At 64.2% G+C, this 17,754-nt stretch carries 16 protein-coding genes; 12 read left to right on the top strand and 4 right to left on the bottom strand.

Annotated elements, in window-relative coordinates; translation table 11 throughout:
- Window positions 1-3 precede the first annotated feature (3 nt).
- Window positions 4-1,590 carry a peptide ABC transporter substrate-binding protein gene (locus tag ABW18_RS17630; protein ID WP_420841313.1) on the bottom strand — a complete coding sequence of 529 codons (1,587 nt, stop codon included), beginning with the start codon at window positions 1,588-1,590 and terminating at the stop codon, window positions 4-6.
- Window positions 1,591-1,804: 214 nt separating this feature from the next.
- Here ABW18_RS17630 and ABW18_RS17625 point away from each other — a divergent pair, with 214 nt between their 5' ends.
- The 10 genes from ABW18_RS17625 to ABW18_RS17580 all read left to right on the top strand — a co-directional run bounded on the left by ABW18_RS17625 (window position 1,805) and on the right by ABW18_RS17580 (window position 11,736).
- On the top strand, window positions 1,805-2,062 hold the full coding sequence (locus tag ABW18_RS17625; protein WP_049700268.1) for a hypothetical protein: 258 nt from the start codon (window positions 1,805-1,807) through the stop codon (window positions 2,060-2,062).
- 107 nt (window positions 2,063-2,169) lie between these two features.
- A complete protein-coding gene (locus tag ABW18_RS17620; RefSeq protein WP_049700267.1) occupies window positions 2,170-3,438 on the top strand; it encodes a helix-turn-helix domain-containing protein in 1,269 nt (422 codons plus the stop codon).
- 88 nt (window positions 3,439-3,526) lie between these two features.
- Window positions 3,527-4,195 (top strand): response regulator transcription factor, encoded by a 669-nt coding sequence (locus ABW18_RS17615; protein ID WP_049700325.1) that lies wholly within the window; start codon window positions 3,527-3,529, stop codon window positions 4,193-4,195.
- Between the two features lie 74 nt (window positions 4,196-4,269).
- Window positions 4,270-5,370 carry a sensor histidine kinase gene (locus ABW18_RS17610; RefSeq protein ID WP_049700266.1) on the top strand — a complete coding sequence of 367 codons (1,101 nt, stop codon included), beginning with the start codon at window positions 4,270-4,272 and terminating at the stop codon, window positions 5,368-5,370.
- Window positions 5,358-6,359, top strand: a complete 1,002-nt coding sequence (locus ABW18_RS17605) for a hypothetical protein (protein WP_152930131.1) — start codon at window positions 5,358-5,360, stop codon at window positions 6,357-6,359. The genes ABW18_RS17610 and ABW18_RS17605 overlap by 13 nt, the downstream gene beginning before the upstream one ends.
- Window positions 6,360-6,542: 183 nt before the next feature.
- On the top strand, window positions 6,543-7,640 hold the full coding sequence (locus tag ABW18_RS17600; RefSeq protein WP_152930130.1) for a baeRF11 domain-containing protein: 1,098 nt from the start codon (window positions 6,543-6,545) through the stop codon (window positions 7,638-7,640).
- Between the two features lie 3 nt (window positions 7,641-7,643).
- The gene (locus ABW18_RS17595; protein ID WP_049700263.1) at window positions 7,644-8,609 is read left to right on the top strand and encodes a linear amide C-N hydrolase; all 966 of its coding nucleotides are present in this window, start codon (window positions 7,644-7,646) and stop codon (window positions 8,607-8,609) included.
- A gap of 157 nt (window positions 8,610-8,766) precedes the next feature.
- A complete protein-coding gene (gene exaC / locus ABW18_RS17590) occupies window positions 8,767-10,290 on the top strand; it encodes an acetaldehyde dehydrogenase ExaC (protein WP_049700262.1) in 1,524 nt (507 codons plus the stop codon).
- 130 nt (window positions 10,291-10,420) lie between these two features.
- Window positions 10,421-10,885, top strand: a complete 465-nt coding sequence (locus tag ABW18_RS17585) for a DUF779 domain-containing protein (protein ID WP_049700261.1) — start codon at window positions 10,421-10,423, stop codon at window positions 10,883-10,885.
- Window positions 10,886-11,043: 158 nt separating this feature from the next.
- Window positions 11,044-11,736: a hypothetical protein gene (locus ABW18_RS17580; RefSeq protein WP_049700260.1), complete on the top strand. Its 693-nt coding sequence runs from the start codon at window positions 11,044-11,046 to the stop codon at window positions 11,734-11,736.
- Between the two features lie 70 nt (window positions 11,737-11,806).
- On the opposite strand, the gene ABW18_RS17575 is transcribed toward ABW18_RS17580, so the two are convergent.
- Window positions 11,807-12,415 (bottom strand): dihydrofolate reductase family protein, encoded by a 609-nt coding sequence (locus ABW18_RS17575; RefSeq protein WP_049700259.1) that lies wholly within the window; start codon window positions 12,413-12,415, stop codon window positions 11,807-11,809.
- Window positions 12,416-12,656: 241 nt separating this feature from the next.
- On the opposite strand from ABW18_RS17575, the gene ABW18_RS17570 reads away from it, so the two are divergent.
- Together ABW18_RS17570 and ABW18_RS17565 are read left to right on the top strand one after the other, a co-directional pair.
- Window positions 12,657-13,223, top strand: coding sequence for a hypothetical protein (locus tag ABW18_RS17570; RefSeq protein ID WP_049700258.1), 567 nt, complete (start codon window positions 12,657-12,659; stop codon window positions 13,221-13,223).
- 151 nt (window positions 13,224-13,374) lie between these two features.
- Complete coding sequence (locus ABW18_RS17565) at window positions 13,375-15,510, top strand: DUF2254 family protein (protein WP_049700324.1); 2,136 nt, start codon at window positions 13,375-13,377, stop codon at window positions 15,508-15,510.
- On the opposite strand, the gene ABW18_RS17560 is transcribed toward ABW18_RS17565, so the two are convergent.
- Together ABW18_RS17560 and ABW18_RS17555 are read right to left on the bottom strand one after the other, a co-directional pair.
- Window positions 15,477-16,820: a sensor histidine kinase gene (locus ABW18_RS17560; RefSeq protein ID WP_152930129.1), complete on the bottom strand. Its 1,344-nt coding sequence runs from the start codon at window positions 16,818-16,820 to the stop codon at window positions 15,477-15,479. The genes ABW18_RS17565 and ABW18_RS17560 overlap by 34 nt on opposite strands.
- Entirely contained in the window at window positions 16,817-17,455 is a 639-nt protein-coding gene (locus ABW18_RS17555) for a response regulator (protein WP_049700257.1), read from the bottom strand. The genes ABW18_RS17560 and ABW18_RS17555 overlap by 4 nt, the downstream gene beginning before the upstream one ends.
- Between the last annotated feature and the right edge of the window lie 299 nt (window positions 17,456-17,754).

The raw sequence follows: 17,754 nt of genomic DNA, 5'->3' as shown, positions 1-17,754 counted from the left end.
GGGTCACTCCTTCGCTTCCTTGGTGATGCTCGGGTAGTCGGGCAAGCCGTTCCAGGCCAACTGCGCGGTCACTTCCGGCCCGGTACCGCCGGCGCCGATGTAGTCCCACAGCGGAATGTTCGGCAGGTCCTTCAGCAGGGTTTCCTGTGCGACGTTGGTGAGCCGGTAGGACTCGTCGTCGGACCGCGCACGCTGCGCGGCAGTCAGCCGTGCGTCGAACTCCGGCGAGACGTATTGCGAGTCATTGGATCCGGCTCCCGTCACGAAGATCGGCGCGAGGAACTCCAGCATCGACGGGTAGTCGCCCTGCCAGCCCGTCCTCGCGGCGGTCTTGATCGTCTTGCTCGTGATCGCCGAGCGGATCTGCTTGAACGTCGGCTGCGGAGCGCCGTGTGAGTCGATACCGAGGGTGTTCTTGATCTGGTTGCACACCGCGTCGACCCAGACCTGGTGATCACCGTCGGAGTTGTAGGCGATTTGGAAGGAGCCGCTCCACGGCGCGATGGCGTTGGCCTCCTGCCACAGTTGTTTGGCCTTCTCGGGGTTGTAGTCGAGGACGTCGCTACCCGGGATGTCGTCGCTCCATCCGGGTAGGGAGCGCGCCGTGAAATCTCTTGACGGCGTGCGCGCACCACGGAAGACAACCTTGGTGACCTCCGGACGGTTGATGGCCATCGAGAGCGCTGCACGACGCAGCTCTCCTTCGCGCCCCGCGGAGAAATGTGGCAGGTAGTAGGGGATCGCGATCTGTTGGTTGGACGCCGTCGGCTTGGTCAGTGCGTGCGCGCCGAGCGCCTTCTTGTAGGAGTTGAGCGCACTGACCGGCACAGTGTCGGTGACGTCGAGATTGCCGGAGGTGAGGTCGGTGTAGGCGGTGTCGAGGCTGGAGTAGAGGACGAAGTTGATGCCGCCGTTGCGTGCCTTGTCGGGACCCTTGTAGTCGTCGTTGCGCACCACGTTGATCTGGACGTTGTGTCGCCAGGCGTCGGGACCCGCCATCTTGTAGGCGCCGTTTCCGATCGGGTGTTCGCCGAATTCCTTTGCGCCCTCGGTGAAGAAGACGTCGGGGAGCGGCTTGAACGGCGTGAAGCCCAGTCCCAGTTTGAAGTCGATGTTCGGTTGCGTCAGGCGAACCGTGAAGGTGTGGTCGTCGACGACCTTCAGGCCCGACATCTGATCGGCCGTCGAATCCTCGCCTGCGACCGCCTCGTATCCGTCGATCGGCTCGAAAAAGCTTTGCTGCAGTTGGGCGTTCTTCGTCGCGGCGCCGAAATTCCATGCGCGAACGTAGTTTTCGGCCTTGACTGGTGTTCCGTCGGTGAACTTCCAGTCCTTCTTGAGATGGATTGTGTAGTTCTGGTTGTCCGTGGTGTCGACGGACTCAGCGTTTGCCAGTGAGGGTTTGCCGTCGGCGTCGTACGAGTACAACCCGGTGAACAGCGCATCCACCACGCGGCCACCGCCGTTTTCGGCGGTGTTCGTCGTGACGAGCCCGTTCTGCGGTTCGGTGCCGTTGGCACTGATGATGGCATCCGGACCGGTCGTGTTGACCGTCCGTGCGCCGTCCATGCTGCAGCCCGTGGCGACCATGGTGGTCGCCGAGGCGAGTGCGAACAGGACGAGCGCGATGTGCCGGCGTGGACGATGACGGCGTCGCAAACGAGCCTCCCCCGGATCATTGTTTTGTAGACATTCCTACTGACCTTACGACCAAAAAAGTTAGACCTGCTCACGAAAATGGACTAATCGGACAGTGAACTTCTCCGGCCCTGCTCGCAGCAGGGAAGATCGATACCCTTGTGTCGTGAAAACCAGCTCGTACGAGCAGACCCGTGTCGTTTTGTGGTCGGTTGTCACCACGCTTGTCCTGATCGTGCGCTTCTCGGCGGTCTTGTTGACCGTCGTCTGCGTGATCGCGTGGGCGATCGCGATGGTTCGCGATTCGTGGAACAACACGTTCTTCGTTCCCGCGATCGTGTCGGCGGTTTCGCTCCTCGTCAGCACGTATCTGTACAGCTATTTGCGGGCGCGGTACCCGCGCCGCAACGGCCGCCTGCTGTAGTCGGTGCCGCTCACACCTCGGTGTTGTTGCTGAGATCACACTCTCCACGGCACAATTGAGTGAACGTCGGGTGTCGATCAGCCCCGACGGGATCACTTGGAGGGCGCATGACCGACGCTGCTGCGGTGTCCTCGACGATCCGCCGGGCGTACGAGGAGTTCTTGGCAAGCGGTGCGGTCCCCGAGACTGTCCGATCTCTGGTCGGCGATTCCTGGGCGCGTTCGCTGCAACGCGGCATCGACCCGGCGGCGGGCGCCGTCGAAGCGCAGGCGATGAGCGACGAAGAGTTTGTGCGCTATCGCGAGGCGCATCCCATCACCGCGGTGCGTCCAGTCGTGCAGTCCCTGATGCTCGACGACATCGCCGACTCTGGTGTTGTGCTTGCGCTGACCGACAATGTCGGTCGGCTTCTGTGGGTGGAGGGCGAGGCGTCTGCGCGTGATCGCGCCAGCCGGATCAACTTCATCGAGGGGTCGGTGTGGAGCGAAGAGGTGGTCGGCACCAACGCTCCGGGACTCGCGCTGGCCACCGGTCGCGGCGTGCAGGTGGTGGGGCCCGAGCACTTCTCGAGTCCCGTTCAGGAGTGGAGTTGCGCGGCAGCGCCGGTGCACGATCCCGCGACCGGCCACGTCATCGGAGTGATAGACGTGACCGGTGGGCGCGAGGTGGCCGCTCCCTTCGCGTTGGCGGCGGTTCGTTCCGTTGTGGCTGTCGTCGAGCGTGAATTGAAGGCACGGGCCGTCGACCTTTCCGTTGCGTCGACCTTCGAGGCCGGCTCTCAGGCACGACTGACCGTGCTCGCCGACAACGCCTATCGCTGGCAGCGTGGGGGAGATGGTGCCAACGGGAGGTCGCTGTCTCGGCGTCACGCCGAGATCCTCCTGCTGCTGCAGCACTATCCCGAGGGCCTGAACACCGAACAGCTCGCGCTGATGCTCGCCGACGACGGCATCGACCCGGTCACCGTCCGCGCCGAGATCTCTCGTTTGCGCCGCGACCTCGGTACCGATGTGATCGAGTCCAGGCCGTACCGACTGACCGTCGAATTGTCGTCTGACGTGGGAGATCTTCGCGAACAGATCTCGGGCCACGGCGATCTCGTTCCGGTCATCGAGGCGATCGGTCGTGGTGGGTTGCTCGTCGAGTCGAACGCTCCCGGGATCACCGAATTGTTCGAAGAGCTTCGCGAGGACGTCCGCTCGCGGGTCATCGCCGAGGGGCAGGTCGCCGCGCTGCGGGCATGGACGTCGTCGGTGCATGGCCGCGACGACCTGGCCGCGTGGCGCAGATTTGAGCATCGACTACCGGTCGGGCACCCCGACCGCGCGCTCGTCGGGGGGCGGATCAGGATTCTTGACCGCCGGTACGGTCTCTGACGGTTTCGCGAAACAGTAAAACCGCTGGTCAAGCGCAAATTCGACGCGCCTGATCATTGTAAATCCGCTATCGTTGATCCCCGAGAACATGAGCACAGGGACCAGCGAAGTGACCGCGCAAGCACGGATCGGGATCGTCGACGATCACCCAGCGGTGATGGTCGGCGTGGCGACGATCGTGAATCACGAGCCGGATATGTGCGTCGTTGCAACCGCCGCCTCGGTAAGCGAATTGATCGCCACCGGTCAGTCCTTTGACGGAGTGATGCTGGACCTATTGCTGGCCGATGGCTCGACTCCCACCGAGAACATCGCCTCGCTCGGTTCGCTGAATGTCCCGGTGCTCGTCTACACGTCGGGGGACCGCCCTGCGCTGGTACGCGAGGCTGCGCGAGCCGGTGCCGCGGGGATGGTGCGCAAGTCGGAGGAGCCCGGCGAGATCGTCGAGGCCGTTCGCCTCGTGGTGCGGGGAGAAGTCGCGGCATCGGCAGACTGGGCGGCTGCGATCGAGAGCGACCCGCAGTTCGTTCCCGTTCAGCTTTCTCCACGTGAAGCCGAGATCCTCGGTCACTGCGCGGCCGGTGAAACCGCTGTGCGCGTTGCGCAGTTGTTGTTCATTTCTCGGGAGACCGTCCTGGACCATATACGTCGAATCCGGGTGAAGTACGCCGCGGCGAAACGTCCGGCTCCCACCAAGATCGACCTCTATCAGCGGGCGTTGGAGGACGGGATCGTCGCGCCGATACCGCAGATCTGACGGATGCCCTGAACGCCGCATTTCTGCAGCCCGAAGGGCTGACGATCACACAGACGAATCGGACGCTGGGATGGTTGATCGCCATTGGTGGCGTCATTTTGCTGCTCGATCAAACTGTCTTCGTCTACTCGGATGCCGCCGAGGTCGCGACGTGGTGGAACTTCGGCGGACTCGTCGTATGCGGGTGTGTGGTGATTCTCGCCTGCTTCGGCAGGATGCTCGCGCCGTCGGTGCTGTGGATCGCTTGGCGTGTGGTTCCGGCATTGTTCTGGGCGCTTCAAGCTTCTTGGTGCGTTGCCTACTTCGGGACTGAACGCGCTACCGCGGTCCCGTGGCTCTGGACTGTCGAGCCGGCGGTCATCACACTTCTGCCGCTTGTTGTGCGCCCTGCATATGCGGTGGTCGCCGCGCTGTTCGTGTCGGCCACGCCCGCGCTGAGCTCCTTCGTCGTGTTCGGTGCCATCCCGCACGGGATCGCCCACAGCACCTTTGATGCGCTGGGAAACCTGGTGTATGTGGTGGTGTTCATCGGGCTGCGCACACAGCTCGAACGGCTCAGTCGTGCCGAGTCGGAGGTTCGACGACAACGTCGCCGCGCATTCGACGCTGCCGCGACGTCGGAGAAGCGCGTCGAGATGACCAGGCTTGTGCACGACGAAATCCTGTCCACCTTGTCGGCTGCCCTTCTCGTCGGTGATTCGCCACCACCCGTCCTGCGCGAGCAGGCGCACCAGGCCAAGTGCATTCTCGACGGGGCGCTCGCCGACGACAGACCGGTCACCGCGGGTCGGATTGATACCCACGAAGCCATGGGACGACTGTCACGAGCGCTGAAACGTGCCGATCCGGAGATCGCTATCGCCACACGGATAGAGGCGGACACCGTCGCTCTCGACGTCGCAGAGGAGACGGCGCGCGCCGCTCTCGAGGCAGTGCGCAACAGCGTGCGTCACGCGGGGCCGTCGGCGCGTCGCGAAGTTCTTGTCGCCATCTCCGATGCCCGCGTGCGCATGGCGATCCGCGACGACGGGTGTGGGTTCGATCCTGATGGGCAGGCCGCCGGCTTCGGTCTGACCGAGAGTATTGCCGGGCGCATGAATCGACTAGGTGGAACCGCAACCATCAGGTCCGCGCCTAACGCCGGTACGGAGGTGGTCTTGCGATGCCCAACCTGACGACCGGCAACACCCGCGCTGGTGGGCTTGCCACGTGGCCTGCGAGATGGAGTTTTCTGCTCCTGTGGTCCACCGGGGTCGCACTTGTCGTAATCGACTCACCCGACTCTGTGTTCGATCCCAAGACTCTCGTCGTCTTCGCCGCTGCACTGGTAGGTGCTCTGCTACTGACCACCCCGACACCGGGGCCACTGCGTCCCGGTCCAGCGCTCGCGTTGGTGCCGATCGCATTGCTCGTCGGCATGACCTCTCTCGCCGCCTCGCCGCTGTCCGGGGAGACGTGGGGCCTGACGTTCGGCGCGTACCTCGTCGCCTTCCTGATACCGCGTGGCAACCCGCGAATCGGTGCACTGGGCAGCGCGTTGTTCATCGGCTGCATCATCGCGTGGTCAGCACTTCACGACCTTTCTCAGCACCAGCTTGCCGATGCACTGGGCATTCCCATCGGATGCGTCATGGCAGCCGTCGTCTGGAGGCTGGTACTGCGGTCGATTGTCCGTCGCGAACGGATGCATCGCAGTCAATCCGAGCGGATATTCGAGGATGCGCTCGCTCGAGCGGCGCACGATTCCCGGAAGGACCTCAGTGAGATCAGGACTGTTGTCGAGCCCATCCTGACTCGACTCGCCGCGGGCGACGAGATCGATGAGCGCTTTCGCAACGACATCGTGAGACTGGAAGCGGCGCTACGCGACAGGATCAGGGTTCCACGAGCGCACAATCGCCTGCTGATCGACCAGATCGAGCGGCTGCGAGAACGTGACGTCGCGGTCGTGCTGCTTGGCGAGCCGAACACCGACGGGGATGCGATCTCCGACGATCTGGCGATCAGCCTGGCGCGATTGATCGCATCTGTTGAGTCCGGGAAGGTGACGATCCGGGTGTTGCCGGATGGGCGCGCTGCCGCGGCAACCGTGGTCATGCCCACCGCGAGCGGAGTCGAGCAGATCGTCCTCGCAGACTGCGGAAAGATCCTCTCCCGTATCTGACGGGAGAGGCGGGTTCTCAGCTCGTCGGTTGGGTGAATGGTCGCGATCCCCTAGAAGCGGGGATACCGGAGTCGATCGCTGTCGCACTAACGTTCTGCTGGGCGTGCGTCGCCGGTCGTTGCTCGGGCGCGCACGCATTGCCATCGTCTACTTCTCCCGGAGTTGGTCCTCATGCATCTCGATATGCCCACGCCCCACGACATCGAGCACCTTGCGGCGGCACGCGACCCACTCAGCGCAACGCTCTACGTTCCCACTACCCCGGGCGGCATCGACGCCGATTCCAACCGCTTGGCCGCGCGCGGTCTCTGGGAGCCGGTGCTGCTCGAGATGTACGGGCGTGCCGATAAGCGAGATGTCTGGCCGATCGAAGAAATGATGAACACCCTGCTCGACGACGACGAGTTCTGGGAACATCTCGGTCGGAGCCTCGCGATCTTCGTCTCGTCGAAGGGCATAGTCGAGTTCCGGCTCCCCAACTCCTTCGAGTCCTATGCGACTCTGGCCGACCGGTTCACCATCACTCCGCTACTGCGTGCGACGACCTTTCCGAACGACGCTTACACACTCGCGCTGTCGCAGAACGGCGCCCGGCTGATCGAGATCTCGGCTGACGAGCCGCCGAGGGAGGTGACCGTGTCCGACATGCCGCGCAGCGCCGAGAAGGCAGTGGGTCTGCGCTCGATCGGTGGACGGTCTCCGTACGGCAGGTTGCACGGAGACGAGGGCCGCAAGGTGCGGCTGACGCAGTATGCGCGTGCGGTCGACCATGCGATTCGTCCGACACTGAACGCTGCGTCGCTGCCACTTGTCGTGGCCGCGACGCAGCCACTCGCGGCGATCTTCACCAACCTGAGCGGATACCGGCACGTCGTCGCGGCTCCGCTGCGGGGAAATCCCGACGAGATGACCGACGCCGAGATCGCCGCCGAAACCAGGGTCGTGCTCGACCAGCTCAACGAAGCGAGCCTCGATGAGCTGCGTACCACTTTCAAGGAACGACGCAATTCGGGTAGAGCGGTCACCGACCTGGCCGAACTTGCCCGAGCGGCAACCTTTGGGCAGGTCGACACCGTCATCATCGACATGAACGCCCACGTTGCCGGCCACATCGACATCGGCGGCGCGCTGGTCCTCGACCCTGCAGACGACCTCGATGTCCTCGAGGAGATCGCGCGGGCCGCACTGGGTACCGGTGCCCGTGTGATGAGCGTGCGGTCCGACGATCTACCCGACGGTGTCTCCGCTGCCGGGCTCCTGCGATTCGCTACCGAGGGCTGACCGATGTGCACACGAATCCTGTGGAACAAGAGCGAGCCGTACGTCGTAGCGCGCACCATGGATTGGCCCGACACCACGATGCCGGTGATCACCGCGATGCCACGTGGAATCGCGCGCGACGGTGCGCTTGCAGGCGGGGAAGAGATCGCTGAGAACGGTGCTCGCTGGACGTCGAAGTACGGTTCGGTCGTCACGACGATCTACGGCGTCGGAACCGCGGACGGCATGAATGAGCGTGGCTTCGGCGCACACCTTCTCTACTTGGAGAATGCTGACTTCGGTGAGCGTGATCTGCGCAAGCCGGCAGTGGGAGCGCATTTGTGGACTCAGTATCTCCTCGACCAGGCGGCTACCGTCGCCGAGGCGGTGGACCTGCTCGACGAGGTCCAGATCGTCATGATGTCCGCTGAGGGCCACAAGGCCAAGACCCACCTCGCCATCGAGGACGCCACCGGAGACTCCGCGATCGTCGAGGTACTCGACGGCACCGTTCGGGTTCACCGTGATCGTCGATACACGGTCCTGACCAACGAGCCACCGTATCGAGAGCAGCTGAGACTCCTGGAGCAGGAGGACTTCTCGGCTCCCAATGACCGGATTCCGCTCGACGGCAATGTCAATCCGGTGGCGCGTTTCCAACGAGCGAGTTACTTCACCAAGATCCTCCCGCATCCGACCGGAGCTCGGGAGGCTGTCGCGGGAGTGCTGGCCATCGCGCGGAATGTCTCGATTCCGTTCGGCGCACCGTACGAGGGTTTCGGTCTGTACAACACCGAGTACCGCACGGTCGCCGACCTGACCAACCGGCGGTACTTCTTCGAGCTGACCACCGCACCCAGCGTCCTCTGGGTGGAGTTCGACGAGCTCGATTTCTCGGAGAGCGACCGCTGCCTCGTCATCGATCCGGCAGATGTCTCGCTTACCGGAGACGTCACGAAGGCCATGGCAGTGGCCGAGCTGCCGTTCTGATTCAGTGCTCTGAACTGCGACGATGCGACGCCGCAACGTTGCAAACGTGACTGCAACGTGGCTGCAACCACTTTGCTCCTAGTGTGTGCAACAGATCACACACGGCCTATCGAGTGGCTTGTGTGGCAACGAGAAAATGGCACTGAGGAGCTACACAATGACTGTCTACGCAAAGCCGGGTACCGACGGCTCGGTGATGTCCTTCGAGTCCCGCTACGACAACTGGATCGGCGGACAGTGGGTCCCGCCCGTGAAGGGGCAGTACTTCGAGAACCCGTCGCCCGTCGACGGCAAGACCTTCTGCGAGGTCGCGCGCTCGACCGCCGAGGACATCGACCTCGCGCTCGACGCAGCGCACAAGGCCGCTCCGGGATGGGGCAAGACGGCTGTCGCGGAGCGCGCGCTGGTGCTGCTGCGTATCGCAGACCGCCTCGAGGAGAACCTCGAAAAGATCGCCGTCGCCGAGACCTGGGACAACGGCAAGGCTGTCCGTGAGACCCTCGCCGCCGACATCCCGCTGGCAATCGATCACTTCCGCTACTTCGCGGGCGCTCTGCGTGCTCAGGAGGGCTCGATCTCGGAGGTCGACGAGGACACCGTCGCCTACCACTTCCACGAGCCGCTCGGCGTCGTCGGCCAGATCATCCCGTGGAACTTCCCGATCCTGATGGCCGTGTGGAAGCTCGCACCCGCTCTCGCCGCGGGCAACGCCGTTGTCCTCAAGCCTGCGGAGCAGACCCCGGCGTCGATCCTGTACGTGATGAGTCTGATCGCCGACATCCTCCCCGCCGGCGTCATCAACGTGGTCAACGGCTTCGGTGTCGAGGCGGGCAAGCCGCTCGCGTCGAGCAACCGCATCCGCAAGATCGCGTTCACCGGTGAGACCACGACCGGCCGTCTGATCATGCAGTACGCCTCGGAGAACCTGATCCCGGTCACCCTCGAACTCGGCGGCAAGAGCCCCAACATCTTCTTCAACGACGTGATGGCTGCCGACGACGGCTTCTTCGACCGTGCGCTGGAGGGCTTTTCGATGTTCGCGCTCAACCAGGGCGAGGTGTGCACCTGCCCGAGTCGCGCCCTCATCCAGGAGGACATCTACAACGACTTCATCGAGAAGGCCGTCGACCGTGTCTCGAAGATCAAGCAGGGCAACCCCCTCGACACCGAGACCATGATGGGTGCGCAGGCGTCGAACGATCAGTACGAGAAGATCCAGTCGTACCTCGCGATCGGCCGGGACGAGGGTGCCAAGGTCCTCATCGGTGGCGAGGCTGCTCACCTCGGTGGCGACCTCGAGGGCGGCTACTACATCAAGCCGACCGTCTTCTCCGGACAGAACAACATGCGCATCTTCCAGGAGGAGATCTTCGGTCCGGTGCTGGCCGTCACGACCTTCAAGGACTACGCCGACGCCATCCACATCGCCAACGACACCCTCTACGGATTGGGCGCGGGCGTGTGGAGCCGTGACGGTGCCACCGCCTACCGCGCAGGCCGCGAGATCCAGGCCGGACGCGTGTGGACGAACACCTACCACGACTACCCGGCACACGCCGCGTTCGGTGGCTACAAGCAGTCCGGTATCGGCCGCGAGACCCACCTGATGATGCTCGAGCACTACCAGCAGACCAAGAACCTGCTGGTGGGCTACGCGCAGAACGCCAAGGGCTTCTTCTGATCCTGACGGCAGGCACGTCGACGCCGCCACGCAACCTTTTTCAGGTTGTGTGGCGGCGTTCGTCGTGTGCAACGCGCCTGCAACAGAACAGCGACTACTCTGTGGTTCAGATCACAGTGAGAGGTAAACGATGAGCAGTACAGAATCAACCCCGTCGACGTCGGCCTCAGCGGCCGCGGACGGAGCGGTGCCTGATCGTGTGATCGCCACAGACGCCGCCGTGCAGCTCCTGACCAAGTTGTCGGAGCTGCACGGCGGGCTCATGATTCACCAGTCCGGCGGATGCTGCGACGGTTCGGCGCCGATGTGTTACCCCGTCGGTGACTATCGGGTCGGCCAGCGCGACGTCCTCGTCGGAACCATCGAACTGCCCGAGCCCCTGCCCGACGTGCGGGTCTGGATCAACGGCGACCAGTTCGAGTTGTGGAAGCACACCCAGTTGATCCTCGACGTCGTGAAGGGTCGCGGCGCCGGATTCAGTCTCGAGGCGCCGGAAGGGGTTCGATTCCTCTCTCGTGCAAGGGCTTTCAGTGATGAGGAAAATGCCGTTCTCGCGGCGAACCCACCGCTGACCGGCGCCGCGGTCGGCGTCTGACAGCGGTCTGTTCTTCGGCGAGGGCTGCTGTCCGAGTCGCCCGAAGGGTCCGAACTGCGAGGTCACTGTGAGTGTTGGTCATTTGATCTGCTAGCTTTCTCACGTCGTCATCGACGATGTGGTCGGGGACACAAAGCTAGAACAGAGGATTTACAAGAATGAACCGCAAGATCAGTTGTGCAGTTGCCATCGCGGCCGCGGCGGGAGCCGTCTCGTTCGCACTGCCGGGTACGGCATCGGCCGCACCGGCGTTCAACTGCGCCAAGGTCGCCACCCCGTCGAACTCGAACGGTTGGGGCAACACCGTGCCCGACGAAAGAGGTCAGGCAGGCAAGATCACCGCTGGAGTGGCCTCCGACAACGACGGCTCGCTGGAGTTCGCGACCTCGGCATCGACCAAGCGCCAGGCGTCGTACCACTCGGCGGGCCAACTGCCGCTCGCCGATCTCAACGGCAGCGCGCTCACATTCCAGAAGTCGAACGGCAATGCCAACTGGCAGATCCGCATCACGGGCGCGAACACCGGCACGTCGAGCGGATTCGCCACGCTCGTGTGGGGAGCTCCTATCGGAGCGGGCAAGGCCGACGCGACGTCGTCGAACCAGTGGTGGGCGACCCGCAAGCTGGGCAACATCCCAGCCGCGCAGAACGCATCGCTGTCGGCCCTCATCGCCGCCGCGAACTCGGACGGCAAGAAGGCCGTCGTCGATCTGTACGGAATCTCCAGTCAGCCCGGTGGCACGGCTGATGCGAAGGTCAACGTCGACGAGGTGACGTTCAACAGCTGCACGACCAACTTCAAGGTCTCCGGCGGAAACGGCTCGATCGAGTTCCCGAGCTTCGGTTCATAACCACGTCGTTTAGCAACGTCAGTGATTCCTCGACCGGGGTGGCCGCAAGCAGGCCGCCCCGGTCGAGTCGTCAGCGCTGCGACATGTCGCCGGTGGCGGGCACGCCGTCGGCGAGTTCGTAGCGCAGGAACACCGTGCCACTCGGACTCGCGACGGGAGGGTCGACGAGTCTGAGATTCGCGGGCACCGTCCCGGCGTCGAAGATGCGTTTGCCGCTGCCCAGGAGAATGGGGTGGACCCAGAGGTCAAGGCGGTCAAAGAGTCTCTCGGACAAGAGGGTTTGGACCAGATCGAGGCTGCCGACGACCGTGACGTGCTGATGGCGGTCACGGATTTCGCCGATCGCCGCCGGAAGGTCGGGGCCGAGTTGTGTTGAGCCATCCCATGTCAGGTCGGCCGAACCGCGCGAGGCAACGTACTTCGGAATCCTGTTGAACAAGGCGCCGAACTCGTCGTCCTGATGCGGCCAGTAGTCGGCGAAGATGTCGTAGGTCCGTCGGCCCAGAAGCAGAGCGTCGGTCTCGGCGTACGCGGCGACGACCTGAGCGCCCGACGTTTCGTTCAGTAGCGGTGCTTGCCAGCCTCCGAAGTCGAAATCATCGGGATCCTCTTCCGGTCCTCCAGGTGACTGTCCGACGAGGTCGAGTGTGGTGAACAGTTCGATCTGAATGATCCCCATGGTGTGCTCCTGATGTTGGCGGGTCGACGGAGGGCAGACCCGACGTCGTCCGGAAAGTCATCGCCGAGGCACGACGTTCGGCGAGCTCCGGGTCTTTGCATCCGCCGATCGGTGGATGCGCTCATCACCCGGCCAATCGGCCTTGCGGTGGATGTGAGCCCGCGGGAATCAGGCCGAAACTCATTGGTGTCGAAAGAAAAACACCAGATCGGCCGCGAGACCGGGAAATCGAGAAGTAGCCATGTTCACCACAACACAGGACCCCAGCATCGGCGCCACCGGCAGTGCAGCCACAGCATCTGCTCCCAAGCGCAAGAACGTGATCGTCGGCGTCATCGCCGGACTCGCACTGATCATCGCGGCCATCGGAATCGGCCTCGGCGTGACGGCAATGGGCCACAGCGGCACCTCGCATGCCGCGACGACGCCCTATAGCAACTCGTCGACGAGTGGCGGTGGCTCGCAGTCCGACGGCGCCGGCACGGTGTCTCCCGCAGTGCCGTCGCAGCCGGGTAACGACGTGTCGCCCGCTGTCCCGTCGCAGCCGGGTAACAACGTGTCACCTGCCGTGCCGTCGCAGCCGGGCAACAACGTCTCACCTGCTGTGCCGTCGACTCCGACCAACAATGTCTCGCCTGCTGTGCCGTCGCAGCCGGGTAACAATGTGTCGCCCGCCCAACCGTCGACGCCGGGCAACAACGTGACCCCTGCTCAGCCGTCGACGCCCACGGGCAGCATCTCGCCTGCTCAGCCGTCGACCCCGACCGGAAGCGGCATCATCACACCAGCGAGCCAGGCGGCTGCGTGACCTGCTCCCACACGACCTACTCAGGCACGACGAGGTCCGCGACCGCACCGGTCGCGGACCTCGTCGTCGTTGCTGATCCGGCCGTCTTCCCGACTGCTCGCCGGTAGGCTCACTCCATCGACACGGTGTGCGCCCGGCCGAGGGCATTGAGATGACCTGGTTCCACAGATCGATCGTGGAGACCGGTCGTCTTCCCCTGTTCTTGTTCTTGATCGCATTCATAGCGACGTTCATCTTCATCCGGATCAGCGTTCGCCTGATTCGTGCGGAAGTGCGCTGGTGGCCAGGCAATGTCGCGCCGGGCGGACTCCACCTGCACCACGAGTTCTTCGGCGTGATCGTCATGGTGTTGTCGGGATTCGGGCTGGTCGCGGTCTCTCGCTTCGATACTCCGATCGCAGACTGCGTGCTCGCGGCTCTCTTCGGAATCGGCTGTGCCCTCGTCCTCGACGAGTTCGCGCTCATCCTGCATCTGCGAGACGTGTACTGGGAGAAGGAGGGTCGGGCGTCGGTCGACGCGGTGTTCGTCGCCATCGCGATCGGCGCGTTGTTCCTGATGGGCTTTCGGCCACTCGACCTGACGTCTGCGGCCGACGAGTTCCGCGATGATCCGAACGTGACGGCGCGGATCGTTGTCATGCTCGGCATCGTGGTGAATGTCGTGTTGGCGGCGATCACTCTCGCCAAGGGAAAGCTGTGGACCGGACTGGTCGGTATGTTCTTTCCGGTTCTCCTGGTGGTCGGCGCCATTCGCATCGCGCGCCCGGCGTCACCGTGGGCGCGTTGGTTCTACCGCAGCCGAGAAGGCAAGTACGACAAAGCGGTCCGACGCGAACAGCGGCTTCGGGAACCGCTCATTCGGTGGAAGATCGTGGTGCAGGAGGCGCTCGCGGGCCGATTCGGTGTCCCAGATCTGCCGCCCGACCCGGTGCCCGAGGTTGTTGCGGCGGCTCCGGGTGGCGTCGCGCTTCCGAGCAGAGCCGCGACAGCCGTGCGTTGGCGTCGGGTGCGACATCGGCTTCGTGTGGTCCCCACGTGGCGACTGCCGGTGATCCTCGTGTTAATCGCGATCGTCGCGGCGCTGCTGTGCATCACGATCGACGAGAACCTCGGTCTCGACGTCGACTCGGGAACCTTGGCGACCGTACTCGGCGTGATCGCCGGGGCCACAGCCACTTTGACGGGCCTCGTTTTCACCGCGGTGACGCTCGCGATGCAGTTCGGGGCGTCGCAGATCTCGGTTCGCGTCATCCCCATGCTGCAGCGTGAGCCGGTGATGCGCTGGTCTGTCGGGTTCTTCCTTGCCACATTCGTGTTCAGCGTGATGGTGGCGATGGATCTCGCTTTGACCGGCCCCGATGACGGGACTCCTGGAGCTTCGACGGCGATTGCGGCCTTCCTGACGGTGGTGTCGGCGATCCTGTTCGTCGCGCTGGTCAGCAAGGTCGGCGCGGTTCTGAACGTTGCGCAGTTGATGCGATGGATCGCTGCGGACGGTCGTGCGTCGATCCGCCGGCTGTACCCGGAGGAGTCGCTCGAGACCCAGGTGCCGAACGTGGCACCCACGCCTGACACCGCTCTCGACGAAGAGTCACGTCACGTGATCATGTTGCGCGAGATAGGTTCTCGGGGTCGGGTGTTGCTCGCGGTGAACGTGCCGATGTTGGAACGGTACGCGGCGGCCTGGGGTGTGAGATTCGATCTGCTGGTGATGGTCGGCGACAACGTGCCGCACAACGTCGGCGTGATCGCGGTGGTCGGCAACCCTCGAGGCGGGCCGGTGCCCGAGCACAAAGTGTTGCGGTGCTTGCTCTTCGGCGATATGCACCAGCCGTCGGTGAGTCCTGTCGCTGCGCTGCAGGCTATTTCAGACATTGCGCTCAAGGCGATCTCGACCGCGGGCAATGATCCGAGCACCGTGGTGTTGGCGCTCGACCACATCGAGGACATGCTGCTGATGCTTGCGCCTCGTGTCCACGCGGACGCGGTTCGACGTTCGCCTGCGGTGCGCGGCTATCGACGGACGTGGGCGGACTATGTCGCGATCGGCACCGATGAGATCCGTAGGCACAGTCACGGCCAGGCCCAGGTGCATCGACGACTGCGTGCGCTCTACGAGACCGTCGCGGCACAGTGCGGCGCGGACCAACAGCCGCCGATCGTCGAACGTCTTGCGGCACTGGACGAACAGGTCGCGCTCGATTGGCCGATAGCCCTCGACCGTCGGCTCGCGGAGCGTCCGGACCGGCAGGGTTACGGCTCTGAGCGCGGGTCGACGTTCGACTGAGCACGCGCTCCGGCGTCGACCACCGGAACCTCGGCGATCGCGGCCGTCCCACCGCCGGGACGTCGGGTGACGGTCAACGAGCCGCCCTGTTGCTCGAGGCGCACCCGACGCGAGACAAGTCCGATGTGTCCCTCGGCGACGCGACGATCGAGGGCCGACTCGTCGACACCGCGTCCGTCGTCGACAACAACCACACGAGCTGTGCCGTCGTCGAATTCGACTGACAGTTCGACGGCGTGGGCGTCGGCATGCTTGACCACGTTGGTCAGCAGCTCGCGTGCGGTTGCGAACAGCATGGGATCGGACGTGGTGCGCAGATCGCTCGGCCAGCCGACGGTGTCCACCGAGATCGTCAGCGGGGCACGCTGTTCGACCGAGGCCGCGAGGTCGGTGACCGCAGTGGCGAGTCCTCCCTGTTCGAGTACGGCGGGATGGAGTTCGCCCAACGTCGAGCGCAGTAGCCTCGACGCCTCCCGAAGCGCTGTGTCGACCCGTCCGAGAGCGTCGGGATCTGTGCCGTCGCGCGCGGCATCGAGTTCCTGCCGCGCGCCGAGCACGTACTGCAACGCGCCGTCGTGGAGGTGCTCGGCGAGGTCGCGACGTTCGCGTTCCTCGATGCGGACGGTCTCGTCGAGAAGCCGAGCACGTTGTGCCGCAAGAGATCCGATCGTCGACACTCGTGAGCGCTGAACGGTCGAGAGCATCACGCTGCCCAGTGCGAGGATCGCGACGACAAGCGTGCGCATCGCGATCAGCGACCACGGTTCGCCGTTGGGGACACGGGCCAGAGCGCTCGCGAGGAAGTAGACGACGACGGTCGGGATCACCACGAGCGCACAGACTCTGGGGCGCAGTTGCGTCGCGGCGATCATCGGGATGGCCACGAATCCGTTGACGAGTACATCCGAGGTCCAACTGACCTGATCGGAACGACTCGCCACGACGATCAGCACGACGAGGACAGCGAGGTCGACAAACAAAGCGAGCCAAGCGAATCGGATCATGCCCACCCGTATTCGGGAGGCCGCCAGCACACCCGCGAGACACCAGACGGCGTAGAGCACCGCGACCACGATGCAGAACGCGGCGCCGTCGGCCGGCGGATCGAGGAGCACTGTCGCCAGCACGAAGATCGCGAGCAGCATGCGCAGCACGACCTGCACTCGGACGCCGAGAAGTGCGTAATCGATCAAGATCTCGGAGATGCGCGGCTCGTCGATCAGCTCCGTCAGGCCGAGCTGCGGCGCCTGGCCATCCGGGTTGCCCGAGCGTCCATAGCTCAGGCGTCTGAACAATGAGGGTCGAGTCATTCGAGGAGTCCGCGACGCATCGCCTCGGCGACGGCGGCAGCGCGGTCGGACACGCCGAGCTTCTCGTACAGGTGTTGTGCATGTGTTTTGACGGTCGACGCCCCGATGAAGAGCTCGCCTGCGACCTGCGGGATCGACAGGCCGCGAGCGAAGCCTTCGAGTACCTGGCGTTCACGCTCACTGAGCGCTGGGCCGTCGTTGCGCGCATGCGACCTGATCTCACCGACGAGCCCTGCGGCCAACTCCGCGGGGACCACCGTCTCGCCTTTGGCGACCCGCGTGACGGCTCCGACGATCTCGTCGCGGCTCGATTCCTTACTGAGATACCCCGCAGCACCCTTCTCCAGCGCGGCGAAGACGATGGGCGCGTGGGTGACAGCGGAGAGAATAAGGACCCTTGTCCGCAGTCCGTCCCTGGTCACCGCGTGCGCGACGTCGACGCCGGTCAGTCCCGGCATCTGATAGTCGACGACGGCCACGTCCGGCAGGTCAGCACGAATGAGTTCGAGGCCCGAGGTGCCGTCGCCTGCCTCGCCCACCACGCGAACGCGGCCACTCTGGGTGAGTCCGCGAGAGATGCCATCCCGGAAGAACGGATGGTCGTCGATCACCACAGCAGTCACCAGCGATTCCACCGACTCAGGATAGGCGTTCGACGTCCCGTTTGTTGCACGTAACCTGCGCAATCAGCGGCGATGTGGTAGCCGGATTTCAATACTGGGTACTCCCCGTGAGAAAATATTCGACAATGCTCATGAAGCAGTGGGGTGTCAGCGCGATCTCAGGGTCGGCGCACCCCCGCCAGCAACGGCGCTGGCACGAGGCAGCCACCGAGTGATCACAGGATCAGCCCAGGTCAGCCCACGATGAGGGTGGATTCTGTTGGCTCGGAAGGACTGCTGTCAACGACGAAACGGGTGACAGCTCTGCGCAA

This window comes from Gordonia jacobaea (assembly GCF_001186365.1).
GTDB classification, from domain to species: domain Bacteria; phylum Actinomycetota; class Actinomycetes; order Mycobacteriales; family Mycobacteriaceae; genus Gordonia; species Gordonia jacobaea.
This window is presented reverse-complemented; position numbering and strand designations above follow the sequence as displayed.

Excerpts from the sequence above, each read along its gene's own strand:
- ABW18_RS17630 (WP_420841313.1), bottom strand. The coding sequence starts at position 1,590 with ATGGTCGCCACGGGCTGCAGCATGGACGGCGCACGGACGGTCAACACG.
- ABW18_RS17620 (WP_049700267.1), top strand. The coding sequence starts at position 2,170 with ATGACCGACGCTGCTGCGGTGTCCTCGACGATCCGCCGGGCGTACGAG.
- ABW18_RS17615 (WP_049700325.1), top strand. The coding sequence starts at position 3,527 with ATGAGCACAGGGACCAGCGAAGTGACCGCGCAAGCACGGATCGGGATC.
- ABW18_RS17605 (WP_152930131.1), top strand. The coding sequence starts at position 5,358 with ATGCCCAACCTGACGACCGGCAACACCCGCGCTGGTGGGCTTGCCACG.
- ABW18_RS17600 (WP_152930130.1), top strand. The coding sequence starts at position 6,543 with ATGCCCACGCCCCACGACATCGAGCACCTTGCGGCGGCACGCGACCCA.
- ABW18_RS17595 (WP_049700263.1), top strand. The coding sequence starts at position 7,644 with ATGTGCACACGAATCCTGTGGAACAAGAGCGAGCCGTACGTCGTAGCG.
- exaC (WP_049700262.1), top strand. The coding sequence starts at position 8,767 with ATGACTGTCTACGCAAAGCCGGGTACCGACGGCTCGGTGATGTCCTTC.
- ABW18_RS17585 (WP_049700261.1), top strand. The coding sequence starts at position 10,421 with ATGAGCAGTACAGAATCAACCCCGTCGACGTCGGCCTCAGCGGCCGCG.
- ABW18_RS17580 (WP_049700260.1), top strand. The coding sequence starts at position 11,044 with ATGAACCGCAAGATCAGTTGTGCAGTTGCCATCGCGGCCGCGGCGGGA.
- ABW18_RS17575 (WP_049700259.1), bottom strand. The coding sequence starts at position 12,415 with ATGGGGATCATTCAGATCGAACTGTTCACCACACTCGACCTCGTCGGA.
- ABW18_RS17570 (WP_049700258.1), top strand. The coding sequence starts at position 12,657 with ATGTTCACCACAACACAGGACCCCAGCATCGGCGCCACCGGCAGTGCA.
- ABW18_RS17565 (WP_049700324.1), top strand. The coding sequence starts at position 13,375 with ATGACCTGGTTCCACAGATCGATCGTGGAGACCGGTCGTCTTCCCCTG.
- ABW18_RS17560 (WP_152930129.1), bottom strand. The coding sequence starts at position 16,820 with ATGACTCGACCCTCATTGTTCAGACGCCTGAGCTATGGACGCTCGGGC.